This window comes from Sphingobium sp. TomTYG73 (assembly GCF_055394245.1).
In genome coordinates this window covers 772,669-794,977 of record NZ_AP027340.1, presented here as the reverse complement: position 1 = coordinate 794,977, position 22,309 = coordinate 772,669, and the positions used below count along the sequence as shown (strand labels likewise).

The window sequence follows — 22,309 nt, the reverse complement described above, 5'->3', positions numbered from 1 at the left end:
AGGGTCCTACATGTGTAGCGCGATTTTGATTGCTTCCCAATGAATTAGGATTTGCGTTAGCCGTGACGAACCGTCACGGGCACCATTTCCTCCCACAACAGTTCGAGCTTACGCCGGGTAAAGCGCCAAGCGTCACCTTCACGACGCCATTCATCGAGATAACGGATCGTCCAGCGCAAAATCTGGTCTGCGTCGTTGAGCAAATGATCGGCGGTGCAATAGGTCTCACCACTGGCTCTGTCACCGTCGATCATAACTGTTTGGTTATGGATGCGATGGAAGGTCGAGCGGAACATCTGCGCGAGTCCGTCGATCGACATCAATGTCGCCTCCAGTCCTTCTGTGACGAAGCCCGGCCCTTCGATCCGGCAGTCATTCGCCAGCACGGATCGCCACAGTTGCTTGTCCTTCCGATCCGCGCCCTGAGCGTAGATTTCCGCCGCACGCCGGAGCGCTGCTTCGTCGATCAGCTTGTTCATCGCGCCGCTCACAGGTTCATTCCGTTGCCAGTCACGATTGGCATGTTGGTCCAGGTCCCGTTGATATCACGAATCCATCCGGCCGCTGCCAGCGAACCGCCATCGACATTGATGGCTGTTCCCGTGACCCAGGACGCGAGCGGGCTGGCGAGGTAAAGCGCTGCACCTGCGCAGTCGTCCGGATGGCCGAAGCGGCCGAGCGGCACCCATCTTTGCACATGTTCGCGGTTTTCCGGCGGCACCATATAATTGATCGGGGTTTGGGGTGTGTCCGTGGTTTCCGGCGCGATGTCATTCACCCTGATGCCGAGCGGCGCGAGTTCGAGCGCGAGGCTCTTGGTGAAGCCCGTTATCCCCCATTTGGCGGCGGCATAGACGGAGCAGTTGGGAATTCCGCGATAGGCTTCGATGGAGGTTATGTTGATGATCGAACTGCCGGGGGCCGATGCCTTCAGTAGCGGGAGCAGGCGGTTCGTCACGTGCATGAGGCTGATCAGGTTGAGACCGACAATTTCCTGCATCTCATTACGTGAAAGATCGGAAAATGCTTTGGCATGAAGGAAATGGCCGACATTGTTCACAAGAATATCGAGCTTCCCGCCCGTTTCCTGTTTCAGTCGGTCGGCCAGCGCATCAACCTGTCGCGGATCGTTGACGTCGCATTGGATTGCCCTACCGACGGTGAAATTGGCGCAGCGTTCCGGATCGATCTCTGCAATGAAGACCTGCGCGCCTTGCCGTGCAAAAGCGTCGGCGCAGGCGCGTCCGATCCCCGCGCCGCCGCCAGTCACCAAAACCGTCTTGCCCGTGAAATCCAGCATCATCCTGTCCTTGATTATTCTGTCTGTTGATCAGGCGCCGCCCAGCAGGTCCGGATTGCGCCTCAGTTCCTGTCCACCGTCGACCGCGAAGGATTGTCCGGTGACCCAGGACGCAGCGGGGCTGGCGAGATAGGCCACCGCCGCCGCGATATCTTCCGGCTCTCCTGTCCGTTTGAGCGGCGTTTGCTCCAGAAAGCGATCGATGACCGCCGGGCTGGCGAACATGTCCGCCGTCGCGTCGCTGCGGGTGAGGCCGGGGCGAACCGCGTTGACACGAATGCCGAGCGCGCCCAGTTCGTCCGCCACCGTCCGGATCAATGCTTCCAGCCCAGCTTTGCTGGCGCAATAGGAGGCGAGCGCGGGGAAGGGGAGGATCGCGGCCGTGGACGATATGCACACGATCGACCCGCCTTCGCGCATCAACCTGGCCCCGGCCTGCATCGCGATGAAAGCGCTGGTGATGTTGAGGTCAAGATCCCGGCGCAAATCCTCTACACTGGTCGAGAGGAAGGGGCCGAAGCCGCCCCCTCCGACCGCAGGCACCAGAATATCGAGGCGATCTGCCATTGCGTATGCGTGCGCAAGCGCGTCGCCAACGTCCTTTTCGGATGTGGCATCACCAACGGAGATCGCGACCTGGGCGTCCGGAAAATCGCCGATTATGCAGTTGCGCGCTGCGTTCAGCGCTTCCTGCCTGCGCCCCGTGATGAGCACGCGCGCGCCATCGGCAACCAGCGCCCGTGCGCAAGCCGTGCCGATACCGCCGCTGCCCCCTGTAACGACCGCCGTTTGGCCCGCCAGAGGAGCCATACTCATTTTGCCGACCGGAACTGATCGACGACTTCCTTCACCGCACGCGCGACGTCGTTGCGGCGGTAGCGAAGGTCAGACATCGTCTGGGCGTCAGGCTCGTACCGCACCATGTTCCCGCGCCCGGTGAAGATGGCGGCGTCCGGCAACATGGGATGTTCCTGATCCAGCGAAGGCACATCCACGCCATTCCCGGCAGCCTGGAAGAACAGCTTGAAATAGTCCGCGAAACTCAGATTTTCGTCGCCGACCAGATAGGCTTTGCCATTTTCGCCCCGTTCCAGAGCGGCCTGGATCGCTTCGGACAAGGATTGGGTGGAAATGAAGTTGGTGCCGCCAGCAGGGCCGAAAGGCGGGATGCCCAGTTGTCCTTCGGCATAGCGGGTGTAGGCTTCGAACATCGGCAAGCTCATGCCCGGAACGGTGCCAACAACGAACGGCGCATCCAGGCTGACGACGTGGAAGCTGTCGTCCGCCAGAGCGGCAATACCGTCGGTGGCTAGCTTGCGGGCGCGGATATAGACATTTGTTTCCAGCAGTTCCGGTGCAATATGCGGGTAGAAGCTGCCGATATGGATGAAGTGGCGCACGCCCGCCTGCTTGGCAAGCGCGGCGAACTGCGGCACCGCTTCGGCGTTCGCGCGCAGGACATGAGCGTCATAATCGGCCCCTTGCGGAACATGGCGGATGTCGTTGCCCGCCGCGAAGACGATGGCATCAAAGCCGGTCAAGTCCTGCGTCGTGAAGCTACCCTCAACATAATCGCCCTGCAAAAAAGGCAGGCGCGACAATTCAGTGCTTTGTTGCGGGGGCTTGCGGCCCGAGACGGTAACATCATGCCCCTGCGAAGCAAGATGAAGGGCCGCATGGCCGCCGATCATGCCGGTGCCGCCGATAACAAGAATTTTCATGATAGCTTCCTCTCCACGGGCGCCTCGCGCCTCCTGATGAAAGAGGGCTACCGATTCTAGTTTCGATTTGCAACAAGGCACCGATTAGGTATTAGGTATCTTATGGATACCAAAGTGGACCCGCAAACCGCCCTGCAGATTCTCGAACTGGTCGGGAACAAGTGGACAATGCTCGTCACCTACAGACTGGGTGATGGCGAGATGCGCTTTTCCGACCTCAAGCGCTGCGCAGCGCCTATCAGCTCCAAAATGCTGACGCAGACGCTGCGCGAACTTGAGCGTTTCGGGATGGTGTCAAGGGAGGTCCGACCGACCATGCCGCCGAGCGTGGAATATCGGCTGACGGATCTGGGCAGGGGGTTCCTGGGGACCGTCAGCCAGATTTGTGACTGGATCGGGGACAATCATGAAGCGCTGGAACAGGCGCGCGAGCGTGAGGCTGCAAGGTCGCAGGACAGTCGTGTGGCGTTCATCGGCGTTTGACCTGCCGTCTGGATCAACGGGTCATATTCAACATTTCCTGAAAGCGTCGCGACTCATAACGGCGTTCACCGGGTCGAAGGCTTCGACGATGTTTCCGCTGATTTGTGTTTCGACGCGCCGTTCAATACGCCAGCCGATTTCGAGCCGACGGTAGGTCACCTGATAGTAGCCAGCCGCGTGGCGTTGGCCGCTATGCCTTGCCCCGGGCCGGAAGATGCCGATCCACTGGAAGTGGACCTGGCCCCAAGCCATGCCTCCGTCAATGCGGAGGCGAGGTGCGGTGTTAAAATGGAGCCCCTGATAATATTCACTGACTTCCGCGCAAAACCCCGCAAGTTCTTTTGTTCCAGTGATCAGGCGGCTTGGCTGGTCGCCAGATTTGGTAATCTCGAACACTCCGTCCGGGGTGAAGACATCCGCCCAACCCTTTGCATCTCCGCTATCCCATGCGCGGGAATATTCTGCTTCAAGATCGATGATCTCTAACCGGTCTTCTGCGGCCGCGAGACGTCGTTCGAATGTGGCAAATGCGTTTTCCATGATTTGATCCCGAAAAGAGGTGAGCGCGATTGCGCCCTCAATTTGATGTCTTCATGCGAGCTGCAACTCTTCATCCATTCAGCATCATATCCGCCGCCTTTTCCGCGATCATGATGATCGAGGCATTGGGATCACCAGTCGTGATCCGCGGCATGACGGAACCATCGACCACGCGTAGCCCGTCAATGCCATGCACACGCAGTTGATCATCGACAACGGCAAGCTCGTCATGACCCATGCGGCAGGTGCCGACCGCTTCGTAGTTGACGTGGCAGTCACGGCGGAAAAAGGCATCAAGCTCTGCATCGGTGGAACAATCAGCGCCCGGATGATATTCCTCGCCGCGATATTTGGCGTAGGCGGGTTGTTTGAAGATTTCCCGCGCGATCCGAACGCCGCGCCGTAGCGCATCGCGGTCGCGTTCCTCGGCCAGATAGTTGGCGTCGATGATCGGCTGCGCGAACGGATCGGACGATCGCAACTTCAACTCCCCGCGGCTTTCCGGGCGGGTCAGGATGACGAGATTGGTAAAGCCATGTTGGCGAACGATCTGCGCGCCCTCACCCGACAGGATCGGCAGGAAATAATATTTGAGGTCAAGTTCGTCATGCCCTGGCGCACCTGATCGCAGATAGGCGATGACGTCCGTGCTGAAGCCCGCAAGCGGCCCGGTGTGCGTCGTCATGTAGCGCAAAGCTGCCGCCGCGATCCGCAAGGGGTTCGAGATGAACTTATAATCCGACACCGGTTCGGGACTGATTATCTGAACTTGGGAGCCAATATGGTCGTGCAGATTCTGACCGACACCCTTGAGGTCTGCAACCGCTCTGATCCCGACCGACCGGAGATGGTCGCCATCGCCAATGCCCGACAGCATGAGCAATTGAGCTGACTGGAAAGTACCGCCGCTACTGATGACCTCGCGAACGGCGCGAGCCTGTGCGATGCGGCCTTTCTGGCGATATTCGACCCCTACAGCGCGATGGCCGTCCATAATGATGCGGGTGACGTGGGCTTTCGTACGGACCGTCAGGTTCGGCCGCTTGTTTGCGGGCCGAAGATAGGTGACCGCCGTGCTCATTCGGCGACCTTTGCGGATCGTATATTCGCATGGACCAAAACCCTCCGGCGCGGCGCCATTATGGTCGTCGCTATAGGGAAAGCCTGCCTGCTGGGCGGCTTCAAGCCATGCCTTGTGGCCCGGGTTGGTCACGTTGGCGTGCGTCACCGGCAGAGGGCCGCTACCGCCGTGAAATTCATTCTCCCCACGCCAGCTGCATTCCGCCCGTTTGAAATAGGGCAGGACATCCGAATAGGACCAGCCGCTGTTGCCAAGATCAGCCCACAGGTCGAAGATTTCGGGGCTGCCCCGGCTGTAGCACATGCCGTTGATCGAACTGCTGCCGCCCAGAACCTTGCCGCGCGCATCATTGAGGACGCGGTTGTCCAGATGCTTTTGAGGCGCGGTCTTATACTTCCAACTTACCATTCCGGCCTGAAGCATCGGGAAGAAACCCGCAGGCATGTGGATCAACGGATTGATGTCCCGTCCACCTGCCTCAAGCAAAAGGACCTTGATCGCCGGGTCGGCGGAAAGCCGGTTGGCAAGGACACATCCGGCCGAACCAGCGCCGACCACGATATAATCAAACTCTTCAGCTGACTTCACGAATTTCCTCCCTCGTCATTTCAGCGTGCAGGATTGGGCAGGCTTGCGATGGCCTTGATCTCGACGAGCGAGCCCGGATAGCCGAGCGCCGCGACGCCCACCGCCGTCCAGCAGCAAATGGCGCCATTCAGGAAGCTGGCCTTGGCGGCCATGAAGGCGTCCATATGGTCGGGGAAGCCGACATGGAAGGTGGTGAGGTCAACGATGTCGCTCGCCTTGCTTCCGTGACGCGCAAGGACTTCGGCTAGCGCGTCGAAGGCGAGCGCAAACTGCCTCGAAGGATCGGCAGGCACGGTCCCGTCAGCCTCCACACCGATCTGGCCGGAGCAGAACAGAAGTCCGCCCGCCACTTTCGCTTCACACAATCCATAGCTTTCAGCGCCTTCAATATCAGACATGTCTTCTCCTCCTCCGCGCGGCGATCCGCTGCGACCAATGCGCTTTGTCATAAACAATACAAAATGTCTTGTTAAATAAAAAACGCTGTGCCAATTGCCGTCGCCAAGAACAGGAACGGGCTCAGACGAGTCCATAAAATAGGGGAGTATTGGCATGAGAGTTGGACTCTGTTCGCGCTACGCGTTGCTGGCGGGGGTGGCATGGAGCGTGACCCCGGCATGGGCGGCCGCACGACAGGAGCAGGCCGCGACACCGGTCGCGCAGGGCGAGGGCTCCCGTCTGGAAACCATTGTAGTGACGGCGCGGCGGACACGCGAAAACCTCCAGAACACGCCAGTCGCCGTGACCGCGATGTCTGGCGAATTGCTGGACAGGCTGAACATCCGCGACGTCGTTGCTACGGCTCAATTCACCCCTAATCTGGGCATCAGCCAGCAGCCCGCGTCGATCACCGCCGCATCGGTGTTCATTCGCGGCATCGGCAACGCGTCGCCCAGCGCGGTGTCCGAGCAGGGGGTCGGCATCTACCTGGACGGCGTCTACATCGCCCGATCGGCCGGTGCGGTTTTCGATCTGGTCGATCTGGAGCGGATCGAAGTGCTGCGCGGACCGCAGGGGACATTGTTTGGGCGTAACAGTGTTGGCGGGGCCGTCCAACTGATCAGCCGCAAGCCTGCCGATCATGCAGGCTTCGAAGGCAAGGCAGGCTATGGCAGCTTCGACGACTGGTATGCTAGGGCGCGCTTCGATACGGGATATATTGCTGGAACGCCGATCAAGGCGTCCGTTTCCTATATGCACCGGCAGCGCGACGGCTATTTCGACAATGTCCTGGCGCCGTCCAACCAGGACCCTGGCGCGCTCAACAGTGAAGCCGTCACGGCTGCGGTGCAGGGAGACTTTGGTGACCTGACCGCCAACTATGGTTTCGACTACAACACGCGCACCGGCATTCCGGCCTTCTTCCAGGTCGTGAATGCCACCGACGATGTGCGCAACTATTTTGGCGCCTCACCGCTGTTCGGAGGCTCATCTTTCCAGATTGGGGCGGACGGACTGCGCAAGGGCGAACAGCAGCCCGCGCTCGACCTGAATGGCAATCCGACCTTCGGGGTGAAGGCGAGAGTCTATGGCCATGCGTTGACACTGAACTATCAGCTGATCCCGGAACTCGCGATCAAGTCGATCACAGCCTATCGCTCCTACTGCCAGGATGGCGCGAACGGCCTGTCGGGCAATGGCACGCTGCGCGGCTTTACGCTTAGCCCGATCCTGTTCGTTGACGGCACTATCGTGCCGACCGGGGTGCAGTCGGTCACGCCCTATGATGGCTACACGACGCAACGCCAGCACCAGTTTTCGCAGGAAGTACAATTGTTGGGTGAAGCCGGTGAATTCAAATATGTCGGCGGCGCGTTTTATTTCAGCGAGAAGTCTTCCGAAGCCAATTATCAGCAGCTGACCTTTGTGCTGCCGGGCGGTGATGCGGGCGTCAACCTCTCCCCCTTGCAGGCATTTTCGGGCAAAGCGCGTTCCTATGCGCTGTTCGGCCAGATCAGCTACACGCCGGAAGGCAGCGGCCTCGAACTAACGGGCGGGGTTCGCTACACGCGAGACAAGAAATGGCTGACGCTGGCGGGCGATGTACAGCCCAATCTGGATGGGCAGGTTTCCTATCGCAATCTTTCATGGCTGGCGTCGGCGAATTACGAACTGCGGCAGGATTTGATGGGCTATGTCCGTGTGTCCAGTGGTTTCCGGTCGGGCGGCATCAATCCTTCCGCTTCGGAGATCAATGTCTTCGCGCCAGAGAAGGTGGTCGCATATGAGGCGGGGCTGAAGGGCGAGTGGTTTGACCATATGCTGCGGACCAATTTGTCCGCTTTCTACGTCGATTACCGCGACCTTCAGATCTCGCAATTCCTGGCTGGCACGGGCGGCGCGACTTCGGCGATCGTTAATGCGGGGCGCGTTGCGTATCGGGGCGTTGAGGCCGAAATCACCGCCATTCCGGTGCGGGGACTGACGATAGATGCGTCGTTGGGCTACACATCGCCCAAATATAAAAGCTATCTCTATCGTGATCCTGCGACCAACGAACTGGTCAATGTCGCGTCCGAAGCACGCCTGTCGCAAGCGGCGAAGCTCAACACGCATATCGGCGTTCAATATGATTACAGTCTGCCCATTGGAAAGTTGTCGCTGCGCGCCGACTATGCCTATCGCAGTACGGTTTACTGGTTCACGATCGATCGATTGAACCTGTTCAATCGCGATATCCGGTCTCGCCCGGATCATAATCTGCGTGCCCGCATTTCGCTGGCGGATATTGCCGCGGGTGGAGGCAAGCTGGACGTCGGCGTGTGGGGCGACAACCTCTCCAATCAGCGCAATATCGATTTCGGCATCGACTTCGGCAGCCTTGGCTATGGCAGCGCCTCGTTCAAGAAAAAGCGCACATTCGGGGTGGATGCGAAGTTCACTTATTGAGCGATCGGCAGCCGGAGGAAGGGCGAGCCTTTTCCTCGGCCGTCGGCAAGTCAGCCTTTCACCCCGGGGATCTCGCATCCCCTGATCAGCAGGTTCGTCAGTTGCTCCAGATGATCGTCATCCGGCCGGTCCTTCGCGATCACGATCAGGCCCGCTATCGATGTGAACAATGTCGCGATTACCATCGTGATGTCCACATCGGGGCGGATCAATCCCGCGCGCTGCGCCTCACGAAGCGGTTCCCCCATGTCATGCGAGATGGACAGCCACTGACGCCTCGTTTCCTCGTTGAGGAAGCCGGGTCCAAGGCTGGCGATCAGGCCATTGATGGCGATTTCATCCGGTTCCGAGGAAAAGTCGCGAAATGCCGTGGCAATCGCGCGCAGATGATCGCGCCAGTCGGACCCGGGTTCGACCTGGAACGTCGAATTATGTGTCGTCAACGCCTCTGCGATCAGCGCCTCTTTGCTGGGCCAACGTGCATAGATGGTCGATCGCGCAATGCCGGACTGTTCCGCCACATCCAGCATCGAAAACTCGGTCGCCCCGCTCTTGATGAGGTGAAGAACGGTCGCGGCAACGCTCTGCCTGACCCTTTCGGTGCGCCCTCCGGGGCGGATGTTGCCGCGCGTCATGCGCGACCCATATCGGGCCGCCAGTGCCCGGTTCAAGTGCCATTTCATGGAACATGAGAGATTATATATGCAGGCGACCGGGCAGAATGCGGTGTCGGAAGGAGAGGCGATGTCCCCAGATGAGCCGTGGGGACTGCTGCTCATCCTCTCGACGATCGGTTTTCTGCTGATCGGGGGCATGCTGACGTCGCTCAGCGTCTATGTGTCTGTGATGCAGGCACATTTTGGCTGGAGCGAAGCGTCAATGGGTGGCGGGCCGGTCATGCTGCTGCTTGGCATGAGCATCGGCAATCTGAGCGTCGGCGCGCTCATGCGGCGTTTGGGGGTGAGGGGGCTGTTTTTCGTCGGCGTGAGCGTCGCCCTGTGCGCCTGGGGCGCAGCCGGGTTCGTCCGATCTCTGGCCGAATTCATGACGGCTATGGCACTGTCGGGTATTGGCACGGGCGTCGCGACGATCGTGCCGGGCATCGCCGTGATTTCGCAATGCTTTCACCGGCGGAGGGGGCTGGCCGTGGCGCTGTTCATTGGGGCCAGTGCTCTTGCCAGTTCCACCATGCCAATCGCCAGCCGTTGGCTGATCGACGCTGCGGGATGGCGGCAGGCTTTCTGGATTTTCGGATCAATCGTCGGCCTGATCGGGCTGCCTTTCTCGTGCCGCTTGCCTCGCAACGTCAACGGCGATCAGCTTCATAAGCATCAGGCGTCGGGCCTCACGGTAGAACAGGGCCTGAGACTGCCCGCCTTCTGGATATTGACCCTGGTCCTGACAATTAGCCAGTTCGGAATGAACGCCATATTGTTCAATCTCATCGCCTATCTGCGCAAGGCCGGATTTTCGGGCAGCGATGCCGTCACCCTTTTCGGCATTGCCAATTTCATGAGCCTGCCCGGCCTGATGATAGGCGGTTACCTGTCCGATCGGGTGAGCGGGCGCATTCTCCTGCCGCTGATCCTGCTAATTCAAAGCGTGGGCACATTGGCGCTGCTCGGCGTCGGGCACGGCTATGGTGCTATTCTGCTGTTCATCCTGTGCTGGGGCGGCGTTGCAGGATTACCTGCGCAGGCCGGTTCGATGTTGCTGAGCGAGATCATCGGGCAGCGGGCCTATGCCGCGATGCTGGGCATCGTTTTCACGGCGAATGGCTTTCTCGCCGCGCTGGCACCGGCGGTCGTGGGCTGGGCCTATGAAGCGACCGGCGGATATTCCCGGCCGATACTCGTCATCGCGGCGCTCTGTCTGCTCGCTGCCTGCGCCTCGACCTTCTGCCGTGCAAGACCTGCGCGCGATGAATCCCTCCTCTGTCTGGAAATATGATCATGTCGAACAACGAAGCCTATGAACGGGGGGAAGTGCCTGTAGCGAGCAGCGGCTGGACAAGACCACAGGGGCTGGCGAGAGCATGGCCGAGCCTGTTGGATGATGTTTCGACTGATGTCGTGGTGATCGGCGCCGGGCTGGCGGGTGCGTCTCTGGCGCTTCATCTGGCGGAGGCGGGGATCGGCGTGACCGTGCTGGAGGCTCGACAGCCCGGCTGGGGCGCCTCCGGCCGTAATGCGGGCCATGTGCTGCCTATCCTGCGCGACATAAAGCTGTTCGAGCGCTTTCCGGACGGTGGAAAGCACTTCCTGGAACTGTTTCGCGAGCATCACACCATCCCCTTCGATCTTTCCGCCCGATTTGGGATCGACTGCGACGCGGTTCGCTCAGGCTATATCAATGGCATGAAGACACGGAGGGCCTTTGACGCCTTCGTCCGGACCTTTTCCTATCTGGAGACGAGCGGACTTCAGCGGCTGACGGTTGCGTCCGGCTCGGAGATGAAGGCGCGAACCGGCTCAAGCGCCTATCCCTTTGGCGTGATCTTTGAAGATGGCGGGCGGGTGAACCCCTATCTGTTCACCAACGGCATGATCGCAACGGCGGCCCGGCTCGGCGCGCAAATTCATGGAGACAGCGAAGCTCTGTCACTTGAACCGGCGCAGGGCCGGTGGCGGGTGCGGACCCGGAGCGGCAGCGTGATGGCCGATCGTGTAATTTTCTGCACGGCAGCCTATCCGGGGGTCATTGAACCGGCGTTTCGTAAAGCCTTCTATCCCCTGACCGCCTATGCATTGACGACGAAACCGCTGCCACAGGAAGCGCTAGGCATTATCCTGCCCGGCGGGGGCACGTTCGCGCAGGCGCCGGTCGATCTTAATCCGATGGTCCGCGATTGCCACAACCGATTGGTCCTCTCCTCCATTCCTCGTGTTGGGGGTGCCCATGATGCGGCATGGCATTTCCGATCCCAATTGCGATGGTTGCACCGGGTCTGGCCAGAAGCTCGCGGCATGGGAATTGAGATGGAGGATTATTGGACCGGCCGCGTCGCGATGCGAAAGGCGCAATTTCCGGGCGTGTTCGAATTGGCGAACAATGTTTTTGGCCTCATGTATTTCAATGCCTGGGGCAATGTCATGGCACCATTGATGGGCAAGATCATGGCGGACGCGCTGGCACGCGATGTCATGCACGCCATGCCTTTCCCATTGGAAAAGCCGGAGCCTGTCTCGTTAAACCGGAAATATGAGGTGCTGATCCGGCATCTTCTGCTGCCAGCCGCCCGGATGGGACAACGCTGGGGTGTTCTGTAGCGTCAGTCCGCTGCCGCCACGCGGCGTAACCCATCAGCGTCGGTCAGTTCGATACGGCCATAACCCAGCCGGATCAGCCCCGCCCGCTCAAACGCAGCGAGATGCAGGTTAATCGTCTTGCGCGTGACGCCGATCATCTCCCCCAGAGCCTGCTGGCTCAGCCGGACGACGAGTCCGTCGTCCGAAGGGGTTGCCGATGCCAGCAGGCGAGAGGCTATGCGTTGTCTGGGCGGGAGCGCCATCAGCTCCGCAAGCATATGCAGGGTCCGGCGCATATTGGTGTAGGCAAAGTCAGCGATAGCCCGCCAGATTTCGGGGCGCTTCTCGGCAATCCGTTCCAGCGCGCTCTCCCTGATTTCCAGCAACATGCTTGGTTCGACCGATATGGCGGTCACTAACCGCGGGCCGCCGCTGAACCTTGTCGCATGGCCCAGTACCGATCCGGGGCCGGATGGGCCGATCATCACTTGCCTGTCCCCCGGCGCTGTGCAGAAGGAATGAAACAGTCCGTCAATCACAACGAAAAGGCCGCTTCGATCATCGCCTTGCGCCTGCGCCCATTGGCCGGTGTCAAGATGAATGATCCGACCGTGCGCCAGAAGCTCCTCCGCCAACGCCGCAGGATACTCCCGCAGCCAGTCCGTGCTGCGCAACAGGCGGAGTGCCGATGCATGTTCGCTCTTTTTCATAGTTCAAATGTAACCTTTGTGACATTCATTCGCCACCCGTTCCTATATCCTTCCAGACAGAAAATGATGGAGAGGATGCCATGACCGCCGCGTCAGATAAGATCGTCAGGATAGGCGGGGCGACCGCATCCTTTTCCGATACCGCATTGTCAGTACCGCAGTTGCTGGATGGCGGAGGGCTGGACTATCTGGTCTTCGATTATCTGGCCGAAGGTTCGATGGGCATTTTCGGCCGGATGCAGGCCGCCGATCCGACTGCGGGATTCGGCACTGATTTCCTGACGGTCCATGTCGGACCTCATCTGCGCCAGATCGCGGCTCAGGGCGTGAAGGTGGTCGCCAATGCAGGTGGCGTCAATCCGGCGGGGCTGGCCGCCGCGCTGGAGCGCATGATCGATGAGGAGGGTCTTTCCCTTACCGTTGCCTATGTCGAGGGCGACGATCTGCGCGCAAGGGTCGAGCAGTTGGGGGCCGCCGGGCATCGCGACATGTTTACGGGTGCTGCTTTCCCGGAAAACATCATCAGCGCCAATGCTTATCTCGGTGCCTTTCCCATCGCGGCGGCGCTGGACAAAGGCGCGGACATCGTCATCACCGGGCGTGTGGTGGACAGTGCCATAGTGCTGGGACCACTGATCCACGAATTCGGTTGGGGGGCAGGGGATTTCGACCTGTTGGCGGCCGGGACGCTGGCGGGTCATTTGCTGGAGTGTGGAGCGCAGGTCACCGGAGGCACCTTCACCGATTGGCGCGAGGTTCCGGATTGGGCGAATATCGGTTTCCCGGTTGGCGAATGTCATGCGGACGGGACGATAATCATTACCAAGCCGGAGGGCACGGGCGGTCTGGTGTCCATCGGCACCGTCGCCGAACAGCTGCTTTATGAGGTAAGCGATCCAGCCGACTATATCGTGGCCGATGTCCGCTGCGACTTCAGCGGTGTGAAGCTGGAGCAGCAGGGCAAGGATCGGGTCAAGGTTACGGGCGCGAAGGGGCGCCCGCCGACCGACAGCTACAAGGTGTGCATCACGTCGGACGGCGGATGGCGGGCCGTCGCGTACCAGCCAATCCTTGGCGAGGACGCCGCAGAAAAGGCCATGCGGCAGGCGGAGGCATTATATGCGCGCGGCAGGGCGCTGCTGCGTGCTCATAATCTGGCCGATTTCACGGATACCGACACGGTCATCATCGGTGAAGGAGCCAGCTTCGGACCTCATGGTGGCGGCCGTGAGGCGCGGGAAGTCATTTGCAAGATGGTCGTGGATCACCCCGATCGCCGTGGGACAGATATATTTGCCCGCGAACAATGGGCAGGCATCACCGGCATGGCGGTCGGCACCACCATCAATCTTGCTACCACCGTACTGCCCAAGACTGAGATATTCCTGTTCCTCGTCGACAAGAAGGGGATCGTGCCGCAGGTGACCGTTCGTGGTGAGACATGGCCTGTGTCCGTACCTGAGGGCGAGCTTGCCTCAATCCTGCCTCAAGCGTCGCAGCCCATTCCTGAAGCGCCGCCGGGCGTGGTTGCGGTGGACCTGATCCGCCTCGCCTGGGCGCGCAGTGGCGACAAGGGGCATCTGTTCAACGTAGCTGTCATCGCGCGCGAGCCGGAATATTTGCCATGGTTACGCCTGGCGCTGACGCCAGAGGCGGTCGCGGATTGGTATCGTCATCTTGCGCCGGGAAATGAGCTTCCACACGTCGATCGCTATGACGCGCCGGGGCTGCATGCACTCAATTTCGTGGTTCATGATGCTCTGGCAGGGGGCATCAACGCCAGCACCCGGCTCGATCCGGCCGCCAAGGGAATGGCGCAAATGCTTATGCGCTTTCCCATTCCCGTTCCTCCCGATCTGGCCGCCACGTTTGCCGGGTCTGATCCGTTCAGTGGAGTTCGTTGAAATGGCCGACTATTCCTATTTGATGAAAGGCATCAGATCGGTGGAAACCGACAGCAGCGTGCTCATCAGCTCCTCTCGCTACCTGAATGATGCGCGCGTCCGGGATTGGGTGGCGACACATTTGTTACGGCGGAACGGGCCTGATGTGCCGACCCCTTCGGATTCCATCCAGCTCGTCCAGATCCTACGCGAGGTGCAGGACATCGACCATATCAACGCCCTGTTCGCGGCGGAGCGGCAGAAGAATCCGGCCCTCGACGCATGGTTCCGTGAAGGCTTCGTCTCAACCTTTGGGCGGGACGACCTCAAACATTATGAGCCGGACACGGTAGGCGGCATCTTCTACGCGCAACTGACGGGCAATGACCTTCAGGTCGATATCGTGCCGCCATTTACCCCACGCAATGATTTTGAATATTTCCAGCTACGCGCCGGGCAGACGCATGATTTCGAACATATATTGGGCGGCGGTGGCTTCGATTTCATCGGAGAGCTGGTGCCTTATTATATGAGACTCACCAATTTGTTCGTGCACATGAGTCCGGAGTTGGCGGGCGAGCTTTCGATATTCTCCATTCTCGGTTCGACGCGCATTATTACGCGCGCGGTTCTCCATTATCCTGAGACCTGGTTGGTGGTGCAGAATGCTGTGGAACGGGGTGCCAGAGTCGGTCGCGAATCCGACCCGATTTATATGATGCGCTATGAAGATGTATTGGCGTTGACGCCCGACCAAGCCCGCAGGAAGTTGGGTATTAACGGCGTACAAATCGCTGATACTGCGGAAGCATCGATGCAGTGGCAATGAATATCACCGGGTTCTCGATGATTGGATATGCCGTCTGCAAAAGGCCCAACCCGAATTTGGTCTGGTGACCAGCTGTGAGGGGGCGGACGTGCCGCCCCCAACCTTGAGCCTCAATAGGTGGATAATTTTATGCGAAGGAGCGCGGGCTCTTCGTTGAAATTGAAGCCGTAGGAAATCTGGTCGCCGTTCCAGCGGCGCCGTGCTTCCCACTGGCCGTTCACGAACGTCCCTTCTTCCGCGCTGAGGACCTGCCCGTTGACAGCCGAATCCGTCGGCGTGAACTGGAACCGGCTATATTGTCCCGCGACCAAAAATTCGTTGGGAGCCAACTGAGCAACGACCCCTCCACCGACCGGTTCCTTGGCCCAGGGCGGCGGTTCCATGCCTGGCCAGGCGGGCACGTCGAAGTTGTTGTGACCGTAGGTCACCGAAATCTTCCAGCTGCCCATAGTGGTGGAGTCTTCGCCCGCGCTATTCTTCGCAGTGCCCCAAGTGGACCTTTTGCTGGCGATCGCCGCCCAATCGCTCGCGATTGGACGGAACAGGCGATAGGGCGCGGCAAAGGCTTCGATCGTGGCTGCGTCCAGCTTCCGTGCACCCAGCGGATAGTTTGAATAGCTGGTCGCATCCATGCCGAACGGCGCGTAGCCAATAGCTCCACGACCTAGTGCCGACCAGAAGTAGCGCGCTGCCCAAGCCGCGTTGCTCGTTTCCGGAACGAATAGTGCATTGTCAGGGCGGGTATAACGATCCAGCAGGCCTAGATAGGTCTTCTCCAAGGGCAGATAGAGATCAGGACCTATGAGGTCTAGCGCGGGCGCAACGGTTTTCCATATGGGCAACACATTCCAATTGGGGCCTCCGCTCGCAACCTGAGCCGCCATGGCCGTCCCCGTGGCGTCGAACACTGCTGCGTTCGTGTAGAGGGGAAGGTTCTTCTCGGCCTTGCCCGCGACGGCAACCTGCTGGACGAAGCGCGCATAGGTCCATGCCGCAAATGCCTGATCCGCCTCCTTGCCGAAGGCTTCCGCCCAAGTACCCGCAGGCTTGCCGGACGCGACGCGGACATCTTCAGGCACTGGCTGCGCGAACAGTTGCTCTGCTGCGGCCGAATAGTCACGCGCGACCCCATGGCTGCCGATCTCATTTTCGACCTGGACCATGATCACAGTGTGCTTGGCGTCCGCCTCACGCAAGTGCCGCATCAGTGCCGTGAAGGCCTTGCGATCCGCCTTGAGCGTCTCTTCGCCCAACGGCGACAAGGTCATTGTCGGGCGGCCATCGCGGCGCATCAGGCGGGGGAAGCGCTTGGTATCGTTCTTCACCCATTCCGGCGTGTAGGTTGATTCTCCATTCTTCCAGCTGCCAAACCATAGCAGCACGACGCGCATGTCGTTCTGGCGGGCCTGGGTCAGCAGCGTATCGACCCAGCTGTAGTCGAACTTGCCTTCGGTCGGTTCGAACTGTTCCCAGGCGACCGGAATCTCGATCGTGTTGGCGCTCAACGCCTGCATCACCGGCCACACCTGCGGCAGTACCGAAGGATAATTGCTGGAATTATGAACCTGCGCGCCCAGCATCAGATAGGGCTTGCCGTCAACCATCAGCGCATGGCGGCCATTTTCCGTGCGAAGGCGCGGCATTTCACCAGCGGTAGCCTGTCCAGCGAGCGTAACGCCGCAAAGCATGAGCGTCAGATAACGGAAGGGGTGGCGCACGTGATCTCCTCGTCGACTTTCATTAGGCCCGTTTCAGGCAAGACCATTCGTAGGCCTTGCTACTTACCACGGGGCCAGGCGTGACAGGCCTTGTCCGGTCGTCGGCATGGCGAGCGCAGCCCTGTAAGCTACATCATTAGGGGGCGGTTTTAGTGTGCGAGGTTGATAATGTAAACAACTACGTTTCATTTATGAACGCGGGTCAAATGTCCTCGTTCTGGCTACCCGATAGAATGATCATCCCTCTACCGGCCTGACCGCCGTTGCAGAGGGCTATGATGCGCGGAGCATATTGCCGCAGGGTCTGGGCAATGGGTGGTGGGGAATGGACGTGGCATTCGGGAAGAATGCGCCGCGATCGGGAAGGAAACCGCGGTCCATATGCTCATCCCCTTTGGGAGGAGATGTTGCCGCCATCGACGACAATTTCCGACGCGGTGATATAGCTTGCCTCATCGGACAAAAGGAAGCGTACAACCCGCGCCACTTCCTCTGGATCGCCAAGACGATTGAGCAGGATGCGCTTTTCGAAATGCCCATGGGGCAGGGCTTCGACTGCGGGACGCATCATGGGCGTCATGATCTGGCCCGGTGATACCGAATTGATGCGGACGCCATCTTGGGCCAGCCGATCGGCCAGTGATCTTACGAGCGACAATATTCCGCCTTTCGCCGCGCTATAGATCGGGTTCATGGCATTGCCGAGAGTTGCGTTGATGGAAGCTATCGCCACGATTGCGGAGCCCGGCTGCGCCGCCAAATCCTGATGGAGCGCCTGAACGATGAAAGCGAGGGAACGGAGATGAATCGCGATCCCGCTGTCCCAGCTTTCCGCCGTAAGCCCGTCCAGCGATGCTGTATCAACAACGCCAGCAGCATGGACCAGTCCGCCCGGCCTGCCGATCGCTTTCCGCGTCGCCGCCAAGGCAGCTTCGATGCCACCAAGTTCACGCAGATCAATCGCAATGCCCGTGGACGCTGTGCCATGTTCCTCCGCGATGGCGCGGGCCGCTGCCGACGCCTTGTCGCCGTCGATGTCCCACAGAGCAACAGGGCGGCCAATGACGGCCAGCGCATGAGCGGACGCAAGGCCTATGCCTGATGCGCCACCGGTGATGATGACGGGAGAGGAAGGGGAGGCAATGGCGGGGGCGAGTGACATGCAAGAGAATTCCTTTAACCGAGCGACGAACCCTATTTGTCTAAAAAGCTGGCGAGACGGACGTTGCTAATTCGCAGCGGGCCGTCCGACAGCGGATGGTTCCATATGCCGGTGAGTCCATAATGAGAGATGGATAGTTGTTCGCAACTAACGTTGCCGACAAGCTCCATCGGAAACACTGCCAATGTCGAAAATTTTTCACAGATTGAATTGGCATTTCATCGACGGCGCCCGCATGTCTAACGTGAAGTTACCATATGGGCTCACCAATTGATCCGACACGGAAAATGGGGATGGAGCTTTTGCTGGCACCAGCCTGGGTGCGGCATCGCTATTTTGGCGCAACGTCCCCATGAATGGTGAGACGAAGCCCTCGGTGAGGTTCAGCGGTGGATGATCCTGGGCGGATCGCCAAATGACTTCGGGGAATGTCATTGACCAATTACACACCAATGTGTAATTCATTCTCATCGAGTCCGAAAGCGGACACATATGAGGAGAAACGGGATGCACGAACGGGTGCTGGACATGAATGCCAGGGTCGATGCCGCGATCGATGCGCTGGACCCCACCATGGCGCTGATGGCGTTGATCCAGATGACCGGCAATCGGACGCTGCTGAACCACTATTGGGATGCGATCGACGGCCGCCAGGAAGATCTGGTCGAGACGTTCGTCGATATCCATGCGCATGAAGAACGGCCTGCCATCGATCCGGCCGTGGTCGCCGAGATCCGCGATCGCCTGCGCGTGGCGGTAAAGGCCGGGAAGCCTCCGGTCATGCCACAGCTGGACCGGCCGATGTTCAAGCGGATGAGCCGTTTGCTGCTGGGTCAGGACCTTCCCGAAATGTCGGTGGATGTCGCGTTCCAGCATGCCGGGTTCACCACCGACACGCGCATTCGCAAGGCGGCCGATGTCCCGCCCGCCGATTTCAAGGTGCTGGTCGTGGGCGCGGGCATGATGGGCATCAACGCGGCCATCAAATTGCAGCAGGCGGGATTTGACTTCACCGTGCTGGAGGCGATGGACACGGTTGGCGGCAACTGGCTGACCAACACCTATCCGGGCGCGGCGGTCGACACGCCGAGCCGCATCTATTCCTTCTCCTTCGAGCCCAACGCTTCCTGGACGCAATTCTACCCGCGCGGCCAGGAATTCCTGTCCTATCTGGATCGGGTGACCGACAAATATGGCCTTCGCGACCGTATCCGGTTCGGGACCTGGGTCGAGGGTGCGGAATGGGATGAGAAGCGCAAGATCTGGACGGTGAAGGCGATCCGGAACGGCAAGCCGGAAAGCCATGAGTGCAACGTGCTCATCATGGCGGTGGGACCCAACAACAATCCCAATTATCCCAAGGTGAAGCATCTCGACAGCTTCAAGGGGCCGGTCATTCATTCGGCCGCCTGGGACCATTCGGTCGATCTGACGGGGAAGAAGGTCGTCCTGGTCGGCACGGGCTGTTCGGGCGTGCAGGTGGCGACGGCCATTGCCGACAAGGTCGGCGAGCTGGTGATCGTGCAGCGCCAGCCGGAACATATCATCCCCAATCCGCAGGCGCATGCGCCGGTGGCCGAAATCGAGCGCTGGGCGATGGAATATGTGCCCTTCGTCGCGCAGTGGAAGCGTCTGCAAAGCCTGCACAGCCAGATGCGCGACATGCACGGCATGATCATGAAGGATGAGGACTATGCCGCGAAGACGGGCGGCTTTGGCCCGATTAACGACGGCATGCGCATGATGTGCGAAGGCTATCTGAAGAGTCATTTCCCGGACGATCCGGAGATGGTGGAATTGCTGACACCCAACTTCCCGGTGTTCGCGAAACGGCCAATCCTGGATTGCGGTTTTTACGACACGCTCAAAAAGCCCAATGTGTCGATCGTGCGCGGCGAATTGGCCGAGGCCGAGCAGGACGCGGTGATCCTGGCCGATGGCACGCGCATCGAATGCGACGTGCTACTGCTGTCGACCGGCTATAATCTGCATTTCGGGCGGCAGTTCGACATTCGCGGCGCCGGCGGCCAAACTTTGACGGACGCGTTCGACCCGCATCCCTTCTCCTATGAAGGCATGCTGATCACCGGCTTCCCCAACTTCGTCTTCATGGGCGCGCCCTACAGCTATCTGGTCGCCAACCATGCGGTGGTGAGCGAGCAGCAGGTCCATTATATCATCGAACTGCTGCAATGGATGGTGGACGATCATCTGTCGTCCTTCGATGTCTCGCCAGAGGCGACGCAGGCGTTCATCGACGATGTCGATGCGAACCTGGCCAAGACCGCCTGGGTCCAGTGCGGCAGCGCCCATGGCTATTATCGCGACAAGGGCGCCGACGGGCAGAAGAAGGTCATCCTCGCCATCCCGCGCCACAACTCGCGCATCTGGCATGTCCTGCGTTCGCCCCGCGAAGAAGACTTCAACGTCACCCGCGCCGATGATGCCGTCAAGCCCGCACCGCGCGAAATGGAAATGCTGACCATTTGATCCGCTTCCGTAAACAACCGAATGATATTGGGAGACTAGATGATGCTTCGTGATCTCGCAGAGCAGTTCCGCCCTGTCGCACCTCCGCAGTTGATCGATAAGGCGTATACGGACGATCAGCATGCGCGTTTGTTGAGTGTTGCTCGTAACAATGGTCCTTGGCCGTTGATGCTGGCAGAAAACTTCAAGACGCCAGAGGAGGTTATCGCCACGACTTCAGGCGCAGGCAAGAAATTGCCGGAAGGGGTCAAGCTGACCTGGGACATGATTGGCATCTATCCCGGATTTCGAGGATATTTGGCGCGGGGGGGAACCTGCTTCTACCCGGAGATCGAGGATTGCTATTACAACTCCCGCTTTCTCGAGCTGGTGCGTAATTATTACGACTGCCAATATGCCGAGCCGGAGACCTTCCTCTTCAATATCCAGGGACCAACCCCCCTTGGCGGGCCACCCCATCTGGATGGCACGGTCTTCCGTGGTTTGACGATGGAAAACACGCCGCTCTGGCTGCTGCTGACCATGGCGAAGTCCTGCCTGTTCAATCGCTGGCGCTCGAAGAAGGGCCAGGTGATCGCCTGGTATTATAAAGGTAAGATCGGCGGCGGCTTCAACTGCTGGCCTGATGGGCCGAGCGGTGAGGCCATGCAGATCAACGCCCCCATGTGGGGCCGTGCAGTGGTCGTCGAAAATGAGATGACGTTCCACCATGGACAGGCTGCGGGTCCGGTCGCCATGCGCAGGCCGCAAGGGCTCGACATCAGTTCGACCTTTGGCCCTGATGCGCAGGATCCGACCGGCTGGCAGATCGAAACTTTTGGCAAGGTCATCCAGAAGGTGCCGGAAGAGGAAATGCGCTTCCTGGTCCATTGGGGCGCCCGCCTGTTCAAGGACATGGACGATTTCAAGCTGACCTACGATCACCGAGACGACATCACCCATGAGCAGGCGATCAACATGCTGATCGAGGACATGAAGAAGCGTGGTGTCCAGTTCGAAGTGCCGACCGACCCCATGAACGACAATGCGTTCGTCGGACTGCTGGCCACGGTCTATGATATTGGCGGTCCTACGAACATCCCGCCCGATGCAATGGATCAAGCTGCCTAAGGGCGGCTTCATCCACCGCTTCACGCAGTTCGGCGACCAGTCAATCGCTGTGCGAGAATGTCAGAATAGGAGATAAAACGTGGCTATACCCTTTGGCAAGAACGGCAACACCGATTTCATGTTCACCAAACTCCAGGTCAAGGACCTCGACAAGGCGGTGTCCTTCTATTCCTCGGCCATCGGTCTGGTCGAGATGAACCGCGTTGAAACGGAAATTAATGAGCGGAAAGTCAGCGAAGTCGTGTTTATGCCGACCTACGAGGGTGGGCCGCTGTTCATTCTTGCTCAGTTCCACGACACCCAGACGCCTGCCGCAAACGAGTTGATCCTAGGCCTGGCAACGAAGGATATTGCCGACCTGATCGCCCGAGTGGAAAAAGCCGGTGGACGTGTTCTGGAACCAGCGCGGGAAGTTCCCGGCATGGGCGGCATGCAGGTCGCCTTTGTTGCCGATCCGGAGGGTCACATGCTTCAGCTGAGCCAGAACGGCGGTTGATTTTGCAGGAAACAGGCTCGCGAGGAGCGATGGCGCTTTTCGCGAGCCATGTGCCGGTCTG

20 protein-coding genes are annotated in these 22,309 nt (G+C 59.6%); 9 read left to right on the top strand and 11 right to left on the bottom strand.

The genetic code is table 11. The features are described from left to right. Positions 1-56 precede the first annotated feature (56 nt). From ACZ5TH_RS16405 to ACZ5TH_RS16390, 4 genes are read right to left on the bottom strand one after another with little or no spacing between them, the layout of a single operon-like run. Positions 57-491 carry a nuclear transport factor 2 family protein gene (locus ACZ5TH_RS16405; RefSeq protein ID WP_464795321.1) on the bottom strand — a complete coding sequence of 145 codons (435 nt, stop codon included), beginning with the start codon at positions 489-491 and terminating at the stop codon, positions 57-59. Beyond that, positions 488-1,300 (bottom strand): SDR family NAD(P)-dependent oxidoreductase, encoded by an 813-nt coding sequence (locus ACZ5TH_RS16400; RefSeq protein WP_464795320.1) that lies wholly within the window; start codon positions 1,298-1,300, stop codon positions 488-490. The genes ACZ5TH_RS16405 and ACZ5TH_RS16400 overlap by 4 nt, the downstream gene beginning before the upstream one ends. Positions 1,301-1,330: 30 nt before the next feature. Next, entirely contained in the window at positions 1,331-2,110 is a 780-nt protein-coding gene (locus ACZ5TH_RS16395) for an SDR family NAD(P)-dependent oxidoreductase (RefSeq protein ID WP_464795319.1), read from the bottom strand. A 2-nt stretch (positions 2,111-2,112) separates the two neighbouring features. Continuing rightward, positions 2,113-3,021 (bottom strand): NAD-dependent epimerase/dehydratase family protein, encoded by a 909-nt coding sequence (locus tag ACZ5TH_RS16390; protein ID WP_464795318.1) that lies wholly within the window; start codon positions 3,019-3,021, stop codon positions 2,113-2,115. A gap of 102 nt (positions 3,022-3,123) precedes the next feature. Between ACZ5TH_RS16390 and ACZ5TH_RS16385 the strand changes: the two genes are divergently transcribed. Beyond that, positions 3,124-3,504 (top strand): winged helix-turn-helix transcriptional regulator, encoded by a 381-nt coding sequence (locus tag ACZ5TH_RS16385; RefSeq protein WP_460988999.1) that lies wholly within the window; start codon positions 3,124-3,126, stop codon positions 3,502-3,504. A gap of 27 nt (positions 3,505-3,531) precedes the next feature. Here the strand turns inward: ACZ5TH_RS16385 and ACZ5TH_RS16380 are convergent, their stop codons facing one another. The 3 genes from ACZ5TH_RS16380 to ACZ5TH_RS16370 all read right to left on the bottom strand — a co-directional run bounded on the left by ACZ5TH_RS16380 (position 3,532) and on the right by ACZ5TH_RS16370 (position 6,111). After that, complete coding sequence (locus tag ACZ5TH_RS16380) at positions 3,532-4,044, bottom strand: nuclear transport factor 2 family protein (RefSeq protein WP_464795317.1); 513 nt, start codon at positions 4,042-4,044, stop codon at positions 3,532-3,534. Positions 4,045-4,114: 70 nt separating this feature from the next. Next, positions 4,115-5,713, bottom strand: a complete 1,599-nt coding sequence (locus ACZ5TH_RS16375) for a GMC family oxidoreductase (protein WP_464795316.1) — start codon at positions 5,711-5,713, stop codon at positions 4,115-4,117. 20 nt (positions 5,714-5,733) lie between these two features. Further along, positions 5,734-6,111: a RidA family protein gene (locus ACZ5TH_RS16370; RefSeq protein WP_464795315.1), complete on the bottom strand. Its 378-nt coding sequence runs from the start codon at positions 6,109-6,111 to the stop codon at positions 5,734-5,736. 154 nt (positions 6,112-6,265) lie between these two features. Here ACZ5TH_RS16370 and ACZ5TH_RS16365 point away from each other — a divergent pair, with 154 nt between their 5' ends. After that, positions 6,266-8,602, top strand: a complete 2,337-nt coding sequence (locus ACZ5TH_RS16365) for a TonB-dependent receptor (protein WP_464795314.1) — start codon at positions 6,266-6,268, stop codon at positions 8,600-8,602. A 50-nt stretch (positions 8,603-8,652) separates the two neighbouring features. Here ACZ5TH_RS16365 and ACZ5TH_RS16360 read toward each other — a convergent pair whose 3' ends face one another. After that, complete coding sequence (locus ACZ5TH_RS16360) at positions 8,653-9,285, bottom strand: TetR/AcrR family transcriptional regulator (RefSeq protein WP_464795313.1); 633 nt, start codon at positions 9,283-9,285, stop codon at positions 8,653-8,655. Positions 9,286-9,346: 61 nt separating this feature from the next. Here ACZ5TH_RS16360 and ACZ5TH_RS16355 point away from each other — a divergent pair, with 61 nt between their 5' ends. Together ACZ5TH_RS16355 and ACZ5TH_RS16350 are read left to right on the top strand one after the other, a co-directional pair. Beyond that, positions 9,347-10,552, top strand: a complete 1,206-nt coding sequence (locus ACZ5TH_RS16355; protein WP_464795312.1) for an MFS transporter — start codon at positions 9,347-9,349, stop codon at positions 10,550-10,552. A 2-nt stretch (positions 10,553-10,554) separates the two neighbouring features. Next, on the top strand, positions 10,555-11,871 hold the full coding sequence (locus tag ACZ5TH_RS16350; protein ID WP_464795311.1) for an NAD(P)/FAD-dependent oxidoreductase: 1,317 nt from the start codon (positions 10,555-10,557) through the stop codon (positions 11,869-11,871). A 2-nt stretch (positions 11,872-11,873) separates the two neighbouring features. On the opposite strand, the gene ACZ5TH_RS16345 is transcribed toward ACZ5TH_RS16350, so the two are convergent. Continuing rightward, a complete protein-coding gene (locus ACZ5TH_RS16345) occupies positions 11,874-12,560 on the bottom strand; it encodes a Crp/Fnr family transcriptional regulator (RefSeq protein ID WP_464795310.1) in 687 nt (228 codons plus the stop codon). 80 nt (positions 12,561-12,640) lie between these two features. On the opposite strand from ACZ5TH_RS16345, the gene ACZ5TH_RS16340 reads away from it, so the two are divergent. Then, positions 12,641-14,464, top strand: a complete 1,824-nt coding sequence (locus tag ACZ5TH_RS16340; RefSeq protein WP_464795309.1) for an acyclic terpene utilization AtuA family protein — start codon at positions 12,641-12,643, stop codon at positions 14,462-14,464. Between the two features lies 1 nt (position 14,465). Beyond that, on the top strand, positions 14,466-15,272 hold the full coding sequence (locus tag ACZ5TH_RS16335) for a Coq4 family protein (RefSeq protein WP_464795308.1): 807 nt from the start codon (positions 14,466-14,468) through the stop codon (positions 15,270-15,272). A 110-nt stretch (positions 15,273-15,382) separates the two neighbouring features. Here ACZ5TH_RS16335 and ACZ5TH_RS16330 read toward each other — a convergent pair whose 3' ends face one another. After that, positions 15,383-16,990, bottom strand: a complete 1,608-nt coding sequence (locus ACZ5TH_RS16330; protein WP_464795307.1) for a DUF5597 domain-containing protein — start codon at positions 16,988-16,990, stop codon at positions 15,383-15,385. A gap of 385 nt (positions 16,991-17,375) precedes the next feature. Further along, positions 17,376-18,152, bottom strand: coding sequence for an SDR family NAD(P)-dependent oxidoreductase (locus tag ACZ5TH_RS16325; protein ID WP_464795306.1), 777 nt, complete (start codon positions 18,150-18,152; stop codon positions 17,376-17,378). 507 nt (positions 18,153-18,659) lie between these two features. Here ACZ5TH_RS16325 and ACZ5TH_RS16320 point away from each other — a divergent pair. From ACZ5TH_RS16320 to ACZ5TH_RS16310, 3 genes are all read left to right on the top strand, one after another. Further along, positions 18,660-20,642, top strand: a complete 1,983-nt coding sequence (locus ACZ5TH_RS16320; RefSeq protein ID WP_464795305.1) for a flavin-containing monooxygenase — start codon at positions 18,660-18,662, stop codon at positions 20,640-20,642. 42 nt (positions 20,643-20,684) lie between these two features. Continuing rightward, a complete protein-coding gene (locus tag ACZ5TH_RS16315; protein ID WP_464795304.1) occupies positions 20,685-21,752 on the top strand; it encodes a hypothetical protein in 1,068 nt (355 codons plus the stop codon). Between the two features lie 79 nt (positions 21,753-21,831). After that, on the top strand, positions 21,832-22,248 hold the full coding sequence (locus tag ACZ5TH_RS16310) for a VOC family protein (protein ID WP_449469107.1): 417 nt from the start codon (positions 21,832-21,834) through the stop codon (positions 22,246-22,248). The last annotated feature ends 61 nt before the right edge of the window (positions 22,249-22,309 follow it).

Excerpts from the sequence above, each read along its gene's own strand:
- ACZ5TH_RS16365 (WP_464795314.1), top strand. The coding sequence starts at position 6,266 with ATGAGAGTTGGACTCTGTTCGCGCTACGCGTTGCTGGCGGGGGTGGCA.
- ACZ5TH_RS16395 (WP_464795319.1), bottom strand. The coding sequence starts at position 2,110 with ATGGCTCCTCTGGCGGGCCAAACGGCGGTCGTTACAGGGGGCAGCGGC.
- ACZ5TH_RS16385 (WP_460988999.1), top strand. The coding sequence starts at position 3,124 with ATGGATACCAAAGTGGACCCGCAAACCGCCCTGCAGATTCTCGAACTG.
- ACZ5TH_RS16335 (WP_464795308.1), top strand. The coding sequence starts at position 14,466 with ATGGCCGACTATTCCTATTTGATGAAAGGCATCAGATCGGTGGAAACC.
- ACZ5TH_RS16320 (WP_464795305.1), top strand. The coding sequence starts at position 18,660 with ATGCACGAACGGGTGCTGGACATGAATGCCAGGGTCGATGCCGCGATC.
- ACZ5TH_RS16390 (WP_464795318.1), bottom strand. The coding sequence starts at position 3,021 with ATGAAAATTCTTGTTATCGGCGGCACCGGCATGATCGGCGGCCATGCG.
- ACZ5TH_RS16340 (WP_464795309.1), top strand. The coding sequence starts at position 12,641 with ATGACCGCCGCGTCAGATAAGATCGTCAGGATAGGCGGGGCGACCGCA.
- ACZ5TH_RS16355 (WP_464795312.1), top strand. The coding sequence starts at position 9,347 with ATGTCCCCAGATGAGCCGTGGGGACTGCTGCTCATCCTCTCGACGATC.
- ACZ5TH_RS16360 (WP_464795313.1), bottom strand. The coding sequence starts at position 9,285 with ATGAAATGGCACTTGAACCGGGCACTGGCGGCCCGATATGGGTCGCGC.
- ACZ5TH_RS16325 (WP_464795306.1), bottom strand. The coding sequence starts at position 18,152 with ATGTCACTCGCCCCCGCCATTGCCTCCCCTTCCTCTCCCGTCATCATC.
- ACZ5TH_RS16345 (WP_464795310.1), bottom strand. The coding sequence starts at position 12,560 with ATGAAAAAGAGCGAACATGCATCGGCACTCCGCCTGTTGCGCAGCACG.
- ACZ5TH_RS16400 (WP_464795320.1), bottom strand. The coding sequence starts at position 1,300 with ATGCTGGATTTCACGGGCAAGACGGTTTTGGTGACTGGCGGCGGCGCG.
- ACZ5TH_RS16350 (WP_464795311.1), top strand. The coding sequence starts at position 10,555 with ATGTCGAACAACGAAGCCTATGAACGGGGGGAAGTGCCTGTAGCGAGC.
- ACZ5TH_RS16380 (WP_464795317.1), bottom strand. The coding sequence starts at position 4,044 with ATGGAAAACGCATTTGCCACATTCGAACGACGTCTCGCGGCCGCAGAA.
- ACZ5TH_RS16370 (WP_464795315.1), bottom strand. The coding sequence starts at position 6,111 with ATGTCTGATATTGAAGGCGCTGAAAGCTATGGATTGTGTGAAGCGAAA.
- ACZ5TH_RS16315 (WP_464795304.1), top strand. The coding sequence starts at position 20,685 with ATGCTTCGTGATCTCGCAGAGCAGTTCCGCCCTGTCGCACCTCCGCAG.